Annotated in this window: 19 protein-coding genes; 5 read left to right on the top strand and 14 right to left on the bottom strand. The window is 59.6% G+C overall.

The window, feature by feature from the left end; all coding sequences use genetic code 11:
• Positions 1-4 precede the first annotated feature (4 nt).
• The 9 genes from B2J77_RS00380 to prlC all read right to left on the bottom strand — a co-directional run bounded on the left by B2J77_RS00380 (position 5) and on the right by prlC (position 11,148).
• Complete coding sequence (locus B2J77_RS00380; RefSeq protein WP_058638735.1) at positions 5-763, bottom strand: VirB8/TrbF family protein; 759 nt, start codon at positions 761-763, stop codon at positions 5-7.
• On the bottom strand, positions 760-3,318 hold the full coding sequence (locus B2J77_RS00375; RefSeq protein WP_058638736.1) for a VirB4 family type IV secretion/conjugal transfer ATPase: 2,559 nt from the start codon (positions 3,316-3,318) through the stop codon (positions 760-762). Before B2J77_RS00375 ends, B2J77_RS00380 begins: the two co-directional genes overlap by 4 nt.
• Positions 3,315-3,626, bottom strand: a complete 312-nt coding sequence (locus B2J77_RS00370; RefSeq protein ID WP_058638737.1) for a conjugal transfer protein TrbD — start codon at positions 3,624-3,626, stop codon at positions 3,315-3,317. The genes B2J77_RS00375 and B2J77_RS00370 overlap by 4 nt, the downstream gene beginning before the upstream one ends.
• Before the next feature lie 3 nt (positions 3,627-3,629).
• The gene (gene trbC / locus B2J77_RS00365) at positions 3,630-4,031 is read right to left on the bottom strand and encodes a conjugal transfer system pilin TrbC (protein WP_058638738.1); all 402 of its coding nucleotides are present in this window, start codon (positions 4,029-4,031) and stop codon (positions 3,630-3,632) included.
• Positions 4,032-4,044: 13 nt separating this feature from the next.
• Positions 4,045-4,995, bottom strand: a complete 951-nt coding sequence (trbB, locus tag B2J77_RS00360) for a P-type conjugative transfer ATPase TrbB (RefSeq protein WP_306107092.1) — start codon at positions 4,993-4,995, stop codon at positions 4,045-4,047.
• Between the two features lie 540 nt (positions 4,996-5,535).
• Positions 5,536-6,594, bottom strand: a complete 1,059-nt coding sequence (locus B2J77_RS00355) for a PA0069 family radical SAM protein (RefSeq protein ID WP_078477770.1) — start codon at positions 6,592-6,594, stop codon at positions 5,536-5,538.
• A 61-nt stretch (positions 6,595-6,655) separates the two neighbouring features.
• A complete protein-coding gene (locus B2J77_RS00350) occupies positions 6,656-8,662 on the bottom strand; it encodes a M3 family metallopeptidase (RefSeq protein ID WP_078477769.1) in 2,007 nt (668 codons plus the stop codon).
• A gap of 120 nt (positions 8,663-8,782) precedes the next feature.
• Positions 8,783-9,064 (bottom strand): YheV family putative zinc ribbon protein, encoded by a 282-nt coding sequence (locus tag B2J77_RS00345; RefSeq protein ID WP_078477768.1) that lies wholly within the window; start codon positions 9,062-9,064, stop codon positions 8,783-8,785.
• Entirely contained in the window at positions 9,061-11,148 is a 2,088-nt protein-coding gene (gene prlC / locus B2J77_RS00340; protein WP_078477767.1) for an oligopeptidase A, read from the bottom strand. The genes B2J77_RS00345 and prlC overlap by 4 nt, the downstream gene beginning before the upstream one ends.
• A 66-nt stretch (positions 11,149-11,214) precedes the next feature.
• Between prlC and B2J77_RS00335 the strand changes: the two genes are divergently transcribed.
• Both B2J77_RS00335 and B2J77_RS00330 read left to right on the top strand, forming a co-directional pair.
• Entirely contained in the window at positions 11,215-11,763 is a 549-nt protein-coding gene (locus tag B2J77_RS00335; RefSeq protein ID WP_058603651.1) for a gamma carbonic anhydrase family protein, read from the top strand.
• Positions 11,764-11,879: 116 nt separating this feature from the next.
• Positions 11,880-12,536, top strand: coding sequence for an HAD family hydrolase (locus B2J77_RS00330; RefSeq protein ID WP_078479375.1), 657 nt, complete (start codon positions 11,880-11,882; stop codon positions 12,534-12,536).
• Positions 12,537-12,552: 16 nt separating this feature from the next.
• Here B2J77_RS00330 and B2J77_RS00325 read toward each other — a convergent pair whose 3' ends face one another.
• Entirely contained in the window at positions 12,553-13,635 is a 1,083-nt protein-coding gene (locus B2J77_RS00325; protein ID WP_078477766.1) for an aminopeptidase, read from the bottom strand.
• 84 nt (positions 13,636-13,719) lie between these two features.
• Here B2J77_RS00325 and B2J77_RS00320 point away from each other — a divergent pair, with 84 nt between their 5' ends.
• Together B2J77_RS00320 and B2J77_RS00315 are read left to right on the top strand one after the other, a co-directional pair.
• The gene (locus tag B2J77_RS00320) at positions 13,720-14,133 is read left to right on the top strand and encodes a hypothetical protein (RefSeq protein WP_078477765.1); all 414 of its coding nucleotides are present in this window, start codon (positions 13,720-13,722) and stop codon (positions 14,131-14,133) included.
• 56 nt (positions 14,134-14,189) lie between these two features.
• A complete protein-coding gene (locus B2J77_RS00315) occupies positions 14,190-14,603 on the top strand; it encodes a hypothetical protein (RefSeq protein ID WP_023532343.1) in 414 nt (137 codons plus the stop codon).
• 30 nt (positions 14,604-14,633) lie between these two features.
• Here the strand turns inward: B2J77_RS00315 and B2J77_RS00310 are convergent, their stop codons facing one another.
• Both B2J77_RS00310 and B2J77_RS00305 read right to left on the bottom strand, forming a co-directional pair.
• Entirely contained in the window at positions 14,634-14,867 is a 234-nt protein-coding gene (locus B2J77_RS00310) for a DUF1161 domain-containing protein (RefSeq protein WP_058603649.1), read from the bottom strand.
• A gap of 71 nt (positions 14,868-14,938) precedes the next feature.
• Positions 14,939-15,364: an OsmC family protein gene (locus tag B2J77_RS00305; protein WP_078477764.1), complete on the bottom strand. Its 426-nt coding sequence runs from the start codon at positions 15,362-15,364 to the stop codon at positions 14,939-14,941.
• Positions 15,365-15,515: 151 nt separating this feature from the next.
• Between B2J77_RS00305 and B2J77_RS00300 the strand changes: the two genes are divergently transcribed.
• Positions 15,516-16,520, top strand: a complete 1,005-nt coding sequence (locus tag B2J77_RS00300) for an LLM class flavin-dependent oxidoreductase (protein ID WP_058638747.1) — start codon at positions 15,516-15,518, stop codon at positions 16,518-16,520.
• A gap of 122 nt (positions 16,521-16,642) precedes the next feature.
• Here the strand turns inward: B2J77_RS00300 and B2J77_RS00295 are convergent, their stop codons facing one another.
• Together B2J77_RS00295 and B2J77_RS00290 are read right to left on the bottom strand one after the other, a co-directional pair.
• A complete protein-coding gene (locus B2J77_RS00295) occupies positions 16,643-16,864 on the bottom strand; it encodes a DUF1161 domain-containing protein (RefSeq protein ID WP_023532365.1) in 222 nt (73 codons plus the stop codon).
• A gap of 101 nt (positions 16,865-16,965) precedes the next feature.
• Positions 16,966-17,181, bottom strand: a complete 216-nt coding sequence (locus tag B2J77_RS00290) for a dodecin (RefSeq protein ID WP_023532741.1) — start codon at positions 17,179-17,181, stop codon at positions 16,966-16,968.
• Between the last annotated feature and the right edge of the window lie 19 nt (positions 17,182-17,200).

Here is a 17,200-nt window from a genome sequence, read left to right as displayed (position 1 = left end):
TCCTTCAGAGTTGCTTAGACCAGGAGAAGTCGCGCACATAGGTCCCGATCGGGTTCATCCGCAGTTGCTCTTCGCTGGTTTGAGTTGTGGGTTCGGCGGTATAGGTGGTCACCAGGGCACGCCAGTTGGCCTTGCTCTTGACCAGGCCCTGTCGATCGCGAGTGACTTCTTCCCAGTCCACCTGCCATGTTTCCGGGGTCTGCTGCATGACCGAGCGGATATCAACGCTGACGGTTTCCTCGGCAGCGCGCACGAAGGGGCTGGACTCCTTGGTGCCGTTGAGCCATTCGTTCATCTTCTGCGTAGCCGGATCGTTCTGCCCCAACAGCGCATAAATGCGGAAAATCGACTTGCGCAATAGCGCCACATCCGGGGTGACGGTGCGCGCATCGGCAATGAAGCTGGCAACCTGCGATTTCACAACGCGCTGATCGACTGGCTGCGCCACCTGCGCCGGCGCTACCGCCAATGGCTGTCCAAGCTTGTCCACTTCGACCACGTAGGGCACGAACTTGGACTGGCTGCCGATATGAATCAGCCCGCCCACACAGGCCAGCGCAATCATCATCGACAGGATGGCAACCACCTGCCACATCAGACGCGAGGTCACGACGCTGCCGACATGGTCATTCCAGGTACGGCGGGCGGTCAGGTAAGGGTTGTCCAATACCGCACCTTGCGGCGATGGAATTCTCGAGGTGCTATCGGAAGGTTCAGCGGGGCGTTTGCGCACCATCGCTTTCATGCGTTCAGCGAAGCTCATGCGGCCACTCCATAATCATTCAGTCTGAGGCCACGGGCGGCCAGCCATTCGTCTACCCAACCGTCGCCATACTTGGCTTCCAGTCGCTTGATGGCGGCAACCGACTCTTTGTCGGAGGCACCGACGAAGGCCAGGGCAAGCGGGCCCAAGGCAAGGTCATATAGCCGGCGGCCGTTTTCCGATACGTAGTAGTACTGACGCTTAGGCACGGCGGTGGCGAGGATTTCGATCTGCCGGGCGTTCAGGCCCATGCGCCGATACAGCAACGAGGTTTCCTCGTCGCGTGCGTAGACGTTAGGGAGGAAGATCTTGGTAGCCGTCGATTCGACGATGACGTCGAGAATGCCGGAGTTGGCGGCGTCCGACAGGCTCTGAGTAGCCATCAGTACCAGGCAGTTGGCCTTACGCAATACCTTGAGCCACTCGCGGATTTTCTCGCGGAAAGCGGGGTGGCCAAGCATCAGCCAGGCTTCGTCGAGAATGATCACCGCCGGCTGCCCCTTGAGCGCGCGTTCGATACGGCGGAACAGATACAGCAGCACGGGCAGAGCGTACTTGTCACCCAGGTTCATCAGTTCTTCGATCTCGAAGACGGTGAAGTCGGACAGCGCCAACCCGTCTTCCTCGGCGTCGAGCAGGTGCCCCATGGTCCCGTCAACGGTGTACTGACGCAGCGTTTCCCGAACGGTCTCGTCCTGGACGACCAGGCAGAATTCCGAAAGGGTACGCGAGCCATCGCGGTACATGCTCATCACCGCGTGGCCTATTTCGTTACGCTGAGCAGCAGTCGTTTCCAGGCCGTTTAGCGCCAGAATCGTATCCATCCACTCCATGGCCCAAGCGCGATCGCCCTTTGTCTCCAGAAACTGCAGCGGGCAGAAGGCCAAACGCTCGTCATCGGCCGCAACCGTGAAATGACGACCCGACTGGCCACCGCTTTCAGCGCGGATACCGGCTGCCAGCGGATACATCGACATGCCTTTGTCGAAGGCAAAGATCGACATACCTTGGTAGCGACGCAGCTGCGCGGCGATCAAAGCCAGGTGTGTAGACTTACCGGCACCGGTTGGCCCGAACATGAAGGTGTGACCCAGGTCACGTACATGCAGGTTCAGACGGAACGGCGTGGCTCCACTGGTCACACAGTGCATCAGTGCTGGCGACAGTGGTGGGTAAAGCGGGCAAGGCGCCTCGGCACTGCCCGTCCAGATGCTGCTGGTAGGCAGCATGTCAGCCAGGTTTAGGGTGTTCATCAAGGGGCGACGAACGTTTTCCACGCCGTGACCAGGCAAGCTGCCCAGATAGGCATCCAAGGTATTGATCGTTTCGATACGTGCAGCAAAGCCCAGACGCTCAATGGCTTTCTCAACGCTACGCGCCGACTCTTCCAGTTGTTGCCGATCTTCGTCCATCAGAACAACGACGCTGGTGTAGTAGCCTTGAGCGACCAGCCCGCTGTTTACCTCGGCGATTGCGTCAGCGGCATCTTGCACCATCGACATGGCATCTTGGTCGATGTTGCCGTTGTTGGTATTGAACACCTGGTCGAAGAAACCGCGCACCTTCTGCTTCCACTTCTTACGGTACTTCTCAAGGTGCTGGACCGCTTCGTGCGTATCCATGAAGATAAAACGGCTGGACCAACGGTACTCGCATGGCAGTTCGGCCAATGCTGAGAGAATGCCGGGTGCGGATTCGAGCGGGAAGCCTTCAATGGCTACGACCTGGATGAAGTTTCGGCCGATCTTCGGCACAACACCCCCCCACATTTCCTTACCGCCGATGACAGCATCCAAGTACATGGGGTTGCTCGGCAGTTGCACAGGCTGACTGATACCCGTCACACAGAACTGTACCCAGCTGAGCAAGTCGTCATGCGTGATCTGTGCACCTTCTTCGGTGACCAGCGCATTGGCTTTTAGACGGGTCATCTTCAACACTGATGACAAGCTGCCTTCAACGCTTACGCAGTCACGCTTGAATTGTTCGATGAGGTTGCGTGTGCGCGCCTTGTGATCGGGCGGCGGCGTGTCGTCATCGAACATGAGCTCGACGAATTTCTGTTGCGCCAGCATCGGCGGGAAGAACGTCAATGTGAGAACGAAGTAGCCTTCATACAATGAACCCAGAGATTCGAAGAAGCTGCGACGTTCCTGGTCCATCGCTTCAGTAAGCCGATCCGGGAAGTGCGAAAAACCCTTGCTGGAATAATTGACCGCCGGACGCCGAACAGCATCGACGTGGATCATCCAGCCGCTACCCAGCCCAGCGAGCGCCTGGTTGATACGCAGCGATACCAGCTCGCGCTGGGCGTCGGTGCTGCTGGCATTATCATCGCCACGATACAGCCACGCTGCCATGAAGGCGCCGTTCTTACCAACGATCACGCCGTCGTCGACCAACGCGGCATGGTTCAGCAAGTCCGACAGCCCGGCATCTTTGGAGCGGTGCTTTTTCAGCTTCAGCTCGGCATCGACCTGCAGGAGACGCTGGACCAGCAGCAGGACCAGCAACGCACCGAGGGCTGCGATGGCATACGCAATACCTTCGATCATTTGTATTGATTTCCCTGACTTGGAGGGTTGTCCCTGAACGGAGTGCTACGCGCCGGGTAATAAGACTTGTAGCGTCGATGGCGCAGGTATACCGGGCGCATCTTCGCGTCGGCCTTTGCCATCACCCGCAGAATGAACAGCGCAGCGAACCACAGCACTAGCCCGACTACCGTGGCGCGCAGTTCTTGGGCACTGAAGATCAACGCGAAGGCCAACAGGCCGGAGAACATCACCAGCTCACGGTCACCTCCCATGAACAGGTTGTCCCGGTTACCGGCTCGCCGAATGGGAATCGTGCGCAGTGCCATGGCTCAGACCTGACCCTGTACCAGGGTGTGCTGAGGCAGTGGCAGCAATTGCGCCAGCTCTGCGCTAGTACCAAAGAAGCTGCTCATGATGTTGTTGGCACCAACGATCAGGGCCATCACCAGCACCAGGAAAATGAGGGTGCGGAAGAAGCCGTTCAGGTCGCCGCCGAAGATCAATACGCCGCCCGCTACCACGATGCCAATGATCGACAAGGCGAAGGCAACTGGGCCGGTTACCGATTTGCGCAGAGATTCCAACCAGCTCTCGTAAGGCAGGGTGCCGCTACCGGCGGTAGAGGCGAAGGCATTTTCCGGGGTGACCATTACGTAGAGCATCAACAGGCAGAGCGCCAGGTAGCCAAACGTTTGGGCATTGATGCGGGACAGAGAAATGTTGGCTTGCATGTGCGATGTTTTCCTAGAGGTTGCGCATGATGTAACGGCCGTTTTCGTACCCGGAAACCTCGAGGATTTCCTGGATGCGGCGGCCTTCTGGGGTTCTGGCGATGGAGATGACGACGTGAACCGCTTCGCCAATCAGCGGCTCGATGTCGGCCGGAGCCGACTTGTTGCGGGAAACCAGGGATTTGAGACGGGTCAGCCCTTCACTGGCGCTGTTGGCATGCAGCGTGGCGGCGCCGCCAGGGTGGCCGGTGTTCCAGGCATCGATCAGGTCGAGTGCCTCTTCGCCACGCACCTCACCGACCAGGATGCGGTCAGGGCGCATACGCAGGGAGGTCTTGAGCAGGTGGGTCATGCTCACGTCGACGGTGGTGTGGTACTGCACGAAGTTCTTGGCCGCGCACTGAATCTCACCGGTGTCCTCGATGATGAATACGCGCTCACTGGGAAATTCGATGACCATCTCGTTGATGACCGCGTTGACCAAGGTGGTCTTGCCGGTACCCGTACCACCGATAACGAGGATGTTGCGGTGATCACGGATGGCCCGCTTGATGGCATCGCACTGGGCCGGCGTCATGATCGCCGACTCCACATACTGGTCCAGGGTGTAGATGGCGACCGCCTTTTTTCGGATCGCAAACGTGGCGGCGCGCACCACCGGCGGAAGCTGGCCTGCGAAGCGCGACCCGTCCAGGGGCCATTCGCCTTCGAGCAGCGGTTTGCTGCGGGTCACTTCCTTGCCATGGAAGCCAGCCACGGTCTTGATGATGGACTCGGCCTGCGCCGGACGCAGATCGCCAATGTGCCTCATCGGTTGGCCCAATTGTTCGAGCCAAAGCTTGCCGTCGCCGTTACACATCAACTCGACGGTCTGCGGGTGGTTGAGCGCATCGATAATGAGCGGGCCGGCATCGCGTTCAAGTTTTTTCTTGGCGCGATCTTTCAGGCTGGCAGTTTCTGCAATATCCACACTGTTCGTCCATGAATTAAACGCTGACCCTGTCACACGGTATTCAACCGAGCGCGTGTTACAGGTCTTCAATTACTGATAACGGGCAAAAAGCTCTTCGCTCGAATATCCACCCAGGCTGACCAGATGCTTTCAAGTTGCGTGAGACGATCCACAATGGCGCGGAGGTTACCCGAGCAATAATTGCTAACGAAATGGTGGATATCTTACAAGCATGTAAGCCTTTTCCTACAAAATTGGTACGAGCGTTCTTCGAATTGGCTACACGCTCCTACGTGAAACCCGCGCCGTAGCTGGTCTCTACCATGAGCGCCAGTAATGCTGGCAGCTAATCGCCACTACCATCGAATGATCGTCTTTCACAAAAAATGAGAGGCAATTCACAATTAACCAAAACATTTTTTTGTGGCCCAGTTCACAGTTGCCCACTTCATAGACATCACAGCCGTCAGTCATGAGTTGATATACGCGGGCTATCCAATAATGGCATTTAGATATCAATTTTCGCGAAAGACAACATATACGCTAATTGGTTCAAAGCAATTGCAGCTGCCTGCCTGGCAGGCTGAACAATGAGCAATCGAGTTGTAAAGATTCACGTTCTTCCAAGTTCAGCTTGCGTACAGTCTTGTCGAAACGCTGCGCCAACAACTGGGCAAAAACACCTTCACCCCGCATACGAGCACCGAAGCGGCTGTCATAAAGCGCTCCGCCCCGGCTTTGCCGAATCAGGCTCATCACATGGGCTGCGCGCTGCGGATAGTGATCGTGCAACCACTGCTCGAACAGAGGGGCCACCTCCAGCGGTAAGCGAAGCATCATGTAGGCCGCGCTTTGCGCCCCGGCCTCTTGCGCCGACTCCAGCAACTGCTCCAGTTCACAGTCGTTGATCATGGGAATGATCGGCGAACACAGCACGCCCACGGGTACGCCCGCATCGCGCAGCAGGCGTATGGCCCGCAAGCGCGCAGCAGGCGAAGCGGCACGGGGCTCCAGCACACGCTTAAGGCCAGCATCAAGGGTGGTATGGCTGATCATCACGCGCACAAGGCGCAAGCTGGCCATTTCGGTCAACAGGTCAAGGTCACGCAGAATCAAAGCGCCCTTGGTGACGATGGTCACTGGGTGTCGAAACTTCAGCAGCACCTCCAGCAAACGCCGAGTCAGCAAGTGTTCGCGTTCTATCGGCTGATAAGGGTCGGTGTTGGCCCCCAGGTTGATCGGCGCACACACGTACCCAGGTTTGCTCAGCTGCTGCGCCAGCACATCGGCCGCATTGGTCTTGGCGATCAGCTTGGTTTCGAAATCCAGACCCGGCGACAGGTCCCAATAGGCGTGGGAAGGGCGCGCATAGCAATAGATGCATCCGTGCTCGCAACCGCGATAAGGGTTTATCGACCGGTCGAAGGGCAGGTCGGGCGAGGTATTGCGGCTGATCACGGTCTTGGCCGTCTCGATCCGCACTTCGGTCCCTTGCGTGATCGGCACATCTTGGTACCAGCCATCATCCTCATACGATGAGTGGGTGTGGCCGAAGCGATTATGCGGATTATGCGCAGTGCCGCGGCCCTTCAAAGGAGGTGAATATGACATGGCTAAACCCTTTACTGTATGCATGTACAGTAAAGGGCATGCCGGGTAATTGCCAGCCCGATTATCCGGCAGCCTGAAGCCACTGGAGGTAAGGGTGCAGGCTGGTCTCACGGCCTAGAAACTGTCTCACCCCTTCACGCAATGGGCGCGATGCCCCTGGGGCGATTAGTGACTCGAACAGCACCTGTCCAAGCGCACGATCAAGTAACCCCGTTTGCTCGAAGCGGGTAAAGATATCCACGGCACATACATCTGCCCAGAGATAGGCGTAATAGCCGGCGTCATACCCGGTAGCCAGGTGGTCGAAGGCGTGGGCTGGGTGCTCATGGGCGTGCAGGGGCCAATAACCACACTGTTCGCGCGATTGAGCGAATCGCTGGCGAGGGGTTTTCCCGTCACCTGGTTTCGTGTGCAGATCCACGTCGAACAAGGCTTTGCTCAGCTCAAGCGCGGCTTCGCCAATGGCCTCGCGCTTATAGCGCGCGATGCACCGCTCGACCTGCTCCCTATCAATCTGACGCCCGTCCGAATGGTGGGAGGAGATGCTGACGAGATAGGCGGCGTTCCACACCCAACGTTCGAAAAGCTTGCCAAATAGCTCCGTCCCGTCCGTACCGAGTTCGATCACGCCCGACTGAACCTGGTTGTCGGTACGCACCAGAAGGTGATGTAACGCATGGCCAAACTCGTGGTACAGCTTGCGCAGCGCGAGGTGATCCAACAATGGCTGTGCGCCTGCGCTACCTTCGGGCACATCACTGAAGACCATCACCACCGCTTGCTGGTAAATCCCTTCCGCGTCGACCCTGCGGTTACGCACATAGGTTGTGAACACCGCATCTGCCTGCTTACCGGCATGCTGTACAGCATCGAGATAGAGCAAGCCAATGCGTGCGTTGTGCTGGAATGCCTCAAAAGCCAGAACTGAGGGTGCCCATACAGGGGCAGGGGTGGCCCTCAACTCCAGGCCAAAGAGCCGCCTGGCCAGCTGGATCAGCGCGTCGATCACGGCAGCCATTGGGAAAAATTCGCGCAGCGCCTCCTTCGACACTATCTTGGCCGCGTCTCGCAGTTGCTTTTGGGCAAAGCGTAGGTCCCAGGGCTGCATGTCATCCAGACCCAATTTCTGTGCGTCACGCTCAAGGTCTGAGCGCCACTGCTGCACCAGGGGTTTCATGCCAGCAGCCAAACTTTGCAGGAATGCACGAACCTGGCCTGGCGAACCTGCACTTTTGCGCGCCAAGCTCAGGTTCATGTGATCGGAGAACGCCAACAGCGTCGCTCGTTCATGGCGCAGAAGTGCCAGTTGCTGCAGCACCTGACCATTATCTGGTGACGAACCGGTATTGACGCCACGTCCATGGAAAGCCCGGTACACCTGCTCACGGATAGCACCCAGCTCGGCCTCTTCCAGCACACGGTCGACAGCCCAGCTTTCGCAGGGTATGGACCACCCGTTATTGCCACGCTGCCTTGCCCGTTCGTTCAGCTCATCGAGACTGCGTTGGGATAGACCGCGCAGCTGAGTGATGTCATCGACGACCACGTCCGGATGATCGAGATTGAGCAGATACCGTTCTTCAAGCTCGGTTATCTGGCGTTGCAGGTCGAGCAGCCGCGCCTTGTCGCTTTTGGGCAGCGAAGCACCACTGACGCGAAACCTTTCCACGTGCCAGCGCAATGTTGCCCGCTGGCGGCTATCGAGATTACGGCCGATATCGCTGTACGCCAGCTGTTCATACAGCGACTGAAGCTGCTCGTTGCAAAACCTTGAGTCCAACGCGGAGTTGGCAGCAATGTGAAACGCCAGGATAGGGTCACTCCAGGCCTGCCCTTTGCCCAGAAATGGCATTACCCCATAAAGCACTGCGTACAACTGAGCGTCCAGATCATCCATGGCCAACACCAGGTCATCCCATGTTGGCATCGATGGCTGGCTGTTGATCACGCGCTCGATGCCTTGTGCATACCGCTCAAGGACTTGGTCGAACGCATTCTGCATGCTTTGAACCGTGATGGAGGGGTAGTCGACGGGCACGTTGCCATCTTGCAGAAGCGGGTTGCTCATCACGCTTTACCTTGCTCGATAATGGGAGCTGGCAAGCGTGGGCGACTGCGTGAGCGTGCAGGTCGCGATTAATTACCACCAGCCCCACCGCCCGGGCCTTGCGCCCGAGCGGTGCAGCGGTCAATCGGCCGGTTTCTTCAGCTTCGGATTGGGAAAGAACTGCACGGTCTGCACCTTCGCCGCTGCCGGCTTGGGCGCTTGTTGGTTGACCCGCGTGCCCAGTTCGCTGGGCACCGACAAGCCCTGCTCATTGAGCGTGTCCGTAAAACCGCACGCCACACACTCGCGGTGCGGCACGCCGTCTTCGTTCCACATCATCAGCTTGTCGGCTTCACTGCATGCCGGGCATACCGCGCCAGCGATGAAGCGCTTCTTGGTCTTGTTCACGGCGTCCTCGCTCATGCTGCCGATTCTTCGGCCAGGCCGCTGTGGCGCAGCAAGGCGTCAATGGACGGCTCGCGCCCGCGGAAGTCGACGAACAACACCATCGGCGCACGAGAGCCGCCTCGAGCCAGCACCGCTTCACGGAACGCCCGACCTGTTTCGGCATTGAACACGCCTTCTTCCTCGAACCGCGAAAAGGCATCGGCCGACAACACTTCAGCCCATTTGTAGCTGTAGTAGCCTGCTGCGTAACCGCCCGCAAAGATGTGCGCAAAGCTGTTCGGGAAGCGGTTATAGGCCGGTGGGCGCATGACCGACACTTCATCGCGCACCCCTTCGAGCACTTGCAGCACCGTACGGCCGTCACCGTGGCTGGCGTGGAGTTCGAAGTCGAACAGCGAGAACTCGAGCTGACGCACCATCATCATGCCGGACTGGAAGTTCTTCGCCGCCAGCATCTTGTCCAGCAGGTCCTGCGGCAGCGCCTCGCCGGTTTCGTAATGGCCGGAAATCAAGGCAAGGCCTTCGGGCTCCCAGCACCAGTTCTCCATGAACTGGCTGGGCAGCTCTACCGCATCCCATGCCACGCCGTTGATACCAGACACCCCGGCGTGATCGATGCGGGTCAACAGGTGGTGCAAGCCGTGGCCGAACTCATGGAACAGCGTCGTGACCTCGTCATGGGTCAGCAGGGCAGGTTTGCCCGGCGCGGCAGGGGTGAAGTTGCACACCAGGTTGGCCACCGGGCTTTGCAGTTGGCCTTGCGCCGTTACGCGACGGTCACGCGCCCCGTCCATCCAGGCACCACCACGCTTGTTGGCGCGGGCATAGAGGTCGAAGAAGAAGCGCCCTACATGCTGGCCGTTCTCCTTGATCTCGAACAGGCGTACATCCGGGTGCCAGGCGTCGAACTGCTTGAGCTCGTTGATCTCGATGCCATACAGGCGCTGCACGATGCTGAACAGGCCACCCAGTACCTTGTCGATGGGGAAGTAGGCGCGCAGTGCTTCCTGGGACACGCTGTAGCGCTGCTCTCGCAGCTTCTCACCAAAGTACCCGGCATCCCAACTGGCCAGCTCCGGACAACCTTGCTCGGCAGCATAGGCCTTGAGCTGGGCCAGGTCGCGGGCGGCGAAGGGCTTGGAGCGTTTGGCCAGATCGCGCAGGAAGCTCAACACCTGGTCGCTGGACTCGGCCATCTTGGTCGCCAGGCTCAGCTCGGCGTAATTCTTATAGCCCAGCAGTTCGGCAAGCTCCTGGCGCAGATCGAGAATCTGCTGCATCACCGGACCGTTGTCGAACTGCCCCGCGTTCGGGCCCTGGTCCGACGCGCGGGTGCAGTAGGCTGCATACAGCTCTTCGCGCAGCGCGCGGTCGCTGGCGTAGGTCATCACCGCATAGTAGCTGGGGAATTCGAGGGTGATCAGCCAGCCATCGAGGCCCTTGGCGGCGGCAGCGGCGGCCATCTGGGCCTTGGCCGAGTCAGGCAGGCCGTCGAGCGCGGCTTCGTCGGTGACGTGCTTGCTCCACGCCTGGGTGGCATCCAACAGCTGGTTGGAGAACCGGCTGCCCAGCTCGCTGAGCTTGCTCTGCACCTCGGCGTAGCGCTGCTGCTTTGCGGCAGGCAGGTCGATGCCCGACAGGCGGAAGTCACGCAACGCATGTTCAAGGATGGTCTTTTGCGCCACATCGAACGTGGCAGCCTCGGGGCTTGCAGCCAGTGCCTGGTAGGCATCGAACAACGCACGGTTCTGCCCAAGCTCCGTAGAGTAGGCGCTCAGCGCTGGCAGGCAGGCCTCGTAGGCTTCACGCAGCTCTGGGCTGTTGCACACTGCATTGAGGTGGCTCACCGGGCTCCAGGCGGCCCCGAGGCGGTCGTTCAGTTCATCCATGGCCAGCACCAGGCCTGCCCATGTAGGCGCTGCGCCTTGTTCTTCAAGAATCCTGGCAATGGCTTTACGGTTGTCGGCCAGGATCGCTTCGATCGCCGGCAGCACGTGCTCTGCACGAATTTGCGAGAAGGGCGGCAGATCGTGGGATTGCAGAAGCGGGTTGTTCGCAGTCACGGTTTGGATACCTTGGCAGAAGAAACACAGCCCCATCTTAATTACAATCGACGCCGACCGCAGCAGGCAGCCAGCCTATCGGCACACATGAGGAACACTATCATGGCCATTCGAAGCTTCCAGCAACACCGTCCCAAGCTCGGAGCGCGGGCCTTCGTCGACCGCTCGGCGGTGGTACTAGGCGATGTCGAGATCGGCGAAGACAGTTCGGTCTGGCCATTGGTGGTAGTGCGAGGCGACATGCACCGCATCCGTATCGGTGCGCGCACCAGTGTGCAGGACGCCAGCGTGCTGCACATCACCCACGCCAGCCCGTTCAACCCGGATGGCTTTGCGCTGATCATCGGTGACGAAGTCACCATCGGGCACAAGGTCATGCTGCACGGCTGCACACTGGGCAACCGCATACTGGTCGGCATGGGCAGTACCGTCATGGACGGCGCCATCGTCGAGGACGAGGTGATCATTGGCGCCGCAAGCCTGGTGCCACCGGGCAAGCGCCTGGTCAGCGGCTACCTGTACATGGGCAGCCCGGTCAGGCAGGTCCGGTTGTTGAACGACCAGGAACGTGCCTTCTTCGCCTACAGCGCCGGCAACTACGTGAAGCTCAAGGACCAGCACCTGGCCGAGGGCTTCGATCAGCCGGACTGATCGTTTTTCCACAGCCCGCCGGCCGCGCAGCTGCCGGTATCGGGCTCTGACTCAGCCATGCGGGCATCGGCTCGCCCGCCAGCATGCGGCGCAGCAACCAAGCGGACACCTTCCCTATGCACCAGCAAAACATTCTGTTCGACCTCGACGGCACCCTGACCGACCCCCGCCTGGGTATCACCCGTTCCATCCAGTACGCCTTGGCGAAGCTGGGTATCGACGAACCAGACCTCTCTCGCCTTGAACACTTCATCGGCCCGCCGTTGTTGCAGGCGTTCATGCAGTTCTACGGTTTCGACGAAGCCAAGGCCTGGGAGGCCGTCAACTTTTACCGTGAGCGCTTTCGCGTCACGGGCCTGTACGAAAACCTCGTGTTCGACGGGGTGCCGCAGCTGCTCGAAACCCTCAATGGCCAAGGCCGCACGCTCTACATAGCGACTTCAAAGCCGTGGGAATTCGCGCGCGAAATTGCCCGCCACTTCGCCTTCGACCAGCATTTCAAAGTGATCTACGGCAGCGAGCTGGACGGTACGCGAACCAACAAGGTCGAGCTGATTCGCCACCTGCTGGACGAAGAAGGGCTGGACCCGGCACACACGCTTATGATCGGCGATCGCAAGCATGACCTGATCGGTGCCCGCAGTAACGGCGTGCAGGCCGTGGCAGTTGGGTATGGGTTCGGAAGCCGCGAGGAACTGATGGCAGAAGCGCCGGCGTTTCATTTCGCGTCCCTGGCCGAGCTGCACGAGGCGTTCAGCATGCGATCGCGCTGAAGGGCCGGGCAACCGGCTAACGCGCACTAGCCCCTGGCATCAACCCTTGCAGGGCTGCAGTGCGCGCAGCGATGGGCAATGACGCCAGTTGCCCAACGCGCTCATAGAATCGCTCCCAGTCACCTTCGGCCTGGCGAAATAAAGCCGAAAAAGCCGGCACCCACTGATCGTACAGCCCGAATGGCAGCAATTTCGCATTGTTCATCGGCCCATATACCCAGGCGTCGTAACGCGTATCGCCTCTCCAGGGGCCATCGCGCAGCAAACGGTAATCGCGCCGTAGCCGCTCGAACTCGGCCCGCTTGGCCAAGCGCTTGGTTTCATCATCGGTGGGCGCCGCATAAATCGCCTGTAGCCGTGCCCGCGTGGCCAGCACCAGGCGGATGAACTGCTCGCGCTGGGGGCCATGGTCTTCGCCGGTGGCCCCCAGCCCACGGCTCAGCCGCCATTGCCGCGTGCCTTGCTGCTCGACGAACGACGCGAACGACTCGTTGAAGGCCGTATCGTCCTGCACGTAGACACGCTGATGAGCCAGCTCATGAAAGATCAGCGTGGCCAGACGCTCTTCACCCCAGCCCATCATCGATGACAGGATCGGGTCATCGAACCAGCCCAGGGTCGAATAGGTTTCTACCCCGCCCACATAGACGTCAAGGTGCTGCTGGCGCATCAACGCCGCTGCACCCCGTGCTGCGCCCTGACGGTAGTAGCCACGGTAGGCCACGCACCCTGCAATGGGAAAACAGTGGGTGACCGGCTGCAGCGACAACTCGGGGGTGGCGAATACATTCCATACAACGTACGGGCGGCCCAAATCGGCGTACGTCGTGTAGCTTCGGTTGTCGGGTAATTTCAGTTGCCGGGTGGCGAATGTCCGTGCCTGCAGGGCGTACGCCAGCCGAGCGCGCAACGGCTCGGACGTGGCAGGGTCGGCCATCACCTTCGTCAGGGGCCGACGCGCCTGCAGCAGCTCCCACTGGCCGACTGCCAGCTGGCCATAGTAGCCAGCGCTGCTGCAACCGTTGAGCAGCGCGACGAGCAGTAGCGGAACAAACCGGGTGAAAACACGGTCGAGTGCCCCAGGGTCTGAGCGTTGCACAAGCACTGTTCCAAGCATCGTCTACCGTCTGATTCGCTCAACCCCATTCGCCTAAAGATTATCTCGCCGAAGGGGAGTTTCGCCATGCGCGCATTGTGGGTCGCCGGTTCATTGCTGCTGACAACGGCCTGTTCGACATTGCCTGACCCCGACCCCTCTCAAGCGTGGGTCGACCTTGAACCAGGCGAGCAAACTTCCCTGGACGCGGTAAAAGTCGATGCAAGGGACTGGGACGACAACCGTTATTTCCAAATACCGCCCGGCAACCATGAGCTGACCGTGCGCTATCAATTCCCGGTGGCGCCCAGTAACATCGGCCCCGTTGACGCCCCGCTGTGGCGTGATTGCCAGGTCAAGGTGGCCTTCAAGGGCTTCGATGCTGGCGAGCTTTACCAGTTGCAGGCTGGCAGCATCGGCTTCCGTCCCTGGATCAAGCTCTATGATCAGCAACAGAACCTGGTCAGCCAGGGTGAACCGGCAGGCTGCCAGCGCACGTGAAGCATCCAAAACAGCGCTATGCTTGTCAGGTATTCACTGCAAGTGGAAAACCTGCCATGCGCCAGCCCATGATGCTGATCGCCCTCAGTGCACTGGGAGCTTGTGCTAGCCCCTTACCGCCCAAGGACCCTAAACAGGCCTGGGTAGACCTTTACACCATGACACCCGGCAGGGTCATCATGGCCGACCGCCTCGATGGCAAACGCCTGGACGACGGCCGTTATTTTCAGGTGACGCCCGGCAAGCACGAACTGATCGTACGTTTCGACTATGAGATCTACGCGGGCGGGTTCTCTACCGACCCCAGGGACCGTACATGCTACCTGACGGTGCGTTACGATCACTTCGAGGCGGGCGAGCGTTATAGGCTTGAGGCAAGGGCGCCGGTAATGGAACCGCAGGTGCTGTTGTATGACTCAGCCAGGACCGTGGTCGTCAACGAACCTAGCAGGGTCTTCTGCATACCCTAGGCCCCCTCCGGGTCCCAGCGGTTGCCAGGCTTACTGATCATTCTTCTGATAAATGATCTTGCGGGCACCTCCATCACAGCTGCCGACCACCATGTTGGGGTCCTGCACTTCGCTGTTGGGCACGATTTCCAGGGTATAGGACGGCACACCCTGGGCCTGGATCTTGGCCTCGATTTCTGCCTTCAACTCCTCGCATGGCTTGATTGCTGCCAGTGCCGAAGTTGTCACCAGGGAGACCAGTAAAGCGGTAGCGATGCGAATCATGGGCGGCTCCAGTAAAGGCAGCGAGGCTGCCGGGTTTTCAGATTACCGCAAACCGCCCACGGCTGGAGCGATCAGCTCACCAGCTTGGCATCCAGGGTAATGTTGGCGTTGAGCACCTTGGACACGGGGCAGCCCTGCTTGGCCTTGTTGGCGATTTCCAGGAACTGTTCTTCGCTCGCCCCTGGTACTTTGGCGCTCAGCACCAAGTGCACCGCAGTGATGGCAAAACCATCGTCCTGCTTGTTCAGGGTGACTTCGGCTTTAGTGTCGATACGCTCGGGCGTCAGCTTGGCTTCGCCCAGCATCATCGACAGCGCCATCGAGAAGCACCCAGCGTGGGCGGCGCCGATCAGTTCTTCTGGGTTGGTGCCCGGCGTGTCTTCGAAACGGGTGTTGAACCCATAAGGGTTGTTCTTGAGCGCGCCGCTTTCCGTGGAGATCTGGCCCTTGCCGTCCTTGAGACCACCTTCCCAGATTGCCGATGCTGTCTTCTTCATGATGCCTCCCGGTCATTAGTTAAATACCTATCGATTCAGAGGCTGGTAGCCTGATGAGAGTTCAGCTCAATCCGACAGGGGACATTGAATCCAACGATTGCGCCCATACAGAGTCAAAAGGCCTCAGGCCAACCATCATTGCGGAGGCTTCATGACGCAGTTGCGAAATCTGAAAATATCCACCCTTGACTTGGTGCCAGTGCGCGCCGACCAAGGGCCCGCGCAATCGCTGCGCAATTCGCTGGACCTGGCGCAGCATGTCGAGCGCTTCGGTTACAACCGCTTCTGGGTAGCCGAGCACCACAACATGGACGGCATCGCCAGCTCGGCCACCTCGGTACTGATCGGCTACCTAGCGGGGGGTACATCGCGTATCAGGGTAGGTTCCGGAGGCGTCATGCTGCCCAACCACGCGCCGCTCGTGGTGGCCGAGCAATTTGGCACCCTGGCCAGCCTGTACCCCGGTCGTATCGACTTGGGCCTGGGCCGCGCACCAGGGTCCGACCAGATGACCGCCCATGCACTGCGCCGCGACCGAGCCGGCAGTGCGGACGATTTCCCGGATGACGTCGAAGAGTTGTCGCGCTACCTGGGCCCACGCACCGATGACCAGAAAGTGATTGCCGTGCCGGGGCACGACACCGATGTGCCTATCTGGTTGCTGGGCTCCAGCCTGTTCAGCGCCCAGCTCGCTGGCATGCGTGGCATGCCCTATGCCTTCGCATCGCATTTTGCGCCGCGCTACATGCATGAGGCGATTCGGGTCTATCGCAATCACTTCAAGCCATCCACCACGCTGGACAAGCCTTACGTCATGCTCGGCATTCCCATGGTAGTGGCCGAGACCGACGAGAAGGCCGAGTACTTGGCCACGTCGGTCTATCAACGCATCCTGGCCTTGATTCGCGGCCAGAGCCTGATGCAGAAGCCTCCGGTAGAAACCATGAACGGCTTGTGGTTGCCCCATGAGCGCGACGCGGTGGGCAGCTTCATGGGGCTGGCGATGATCGGAAGCCCTGATAAGGTCCGCGCCAAGGTCGAGGTGCTGCTGGAGCAGACAGGGGCCGATGAACTGATCTTTACCTGCGATCTGTACGAGCACGCAGACCGGATACGCTCCTACGAGTTGCTGGCTCAGGCACTGCAGCAAGCCTAGCTGTCGAGCAGGGTGCCCCGTGGAGCGGACCGGGCTGACTCGGCGTCTTGACGGGTGACCGATAGCCTGGCAACCGGTCATATGCCCGAACCCCGCGGTCAACCCGCGGGGTTCGGTGGCCCTTAGTTGCGGCTGTAAACGATTTCCTTGGTACCGCCCTCACAACTGCCCACCACCTTGCCGGCGGGATCGCCCTTGTCCACGACCGTCAGCGTGTAGTTTTGCACGCCCTTGGCATCGAGCTTGGCAGCGATTTCCGCTTTCAGCTCTTCACACGGCTTGCCGGCAGCCATCGCGCCGCCCGCCAGGGTCATCAGGCCCAACGCCAGAACCACTTTGTTCATCACTTGCTTTCCTTGTGCAGATGAAATCGCAAAAGGCGCCCATCAGGCGCCTCGTCTAAGTCTTACCCCATCGCGCCAGGCACATCCAGCCCGGAACTGTATCAGCTGTTGGTGATACGGAAGCCGACCTTCAGGGTCACCTGGAAGTGCTCGACCTTGTTGTCACGAATGTGACCACGGGTGCTGACGACTTCGAACCACTCCATCATCTGCACGCTTTTGGAGGCTTCGGCCAGGGCATTCTGAATGGCGTCCTCGATACCGGTGGTGGAAGAACCTACCAGTTCGAGCATTTTGTACGTGTGGTGATCGGACATGTGTTGACTCCTTGGATGG

Origin of the sequence: Pseudomonas parafulva (assembly GCF_002021815.1) — a bacterium.
GTDB lineage: Bacteria > Pseudomonadota > Gammaproteobacteria > Pseudomonadales > Pseudomonadaceae > Aquipseudomonas > Aquipseudomonas parafulva_B.
Note: the sequence above shows the minus strand (reverse complement) of the source record. Positions and strands in the feature narration are given on the sequence as shown.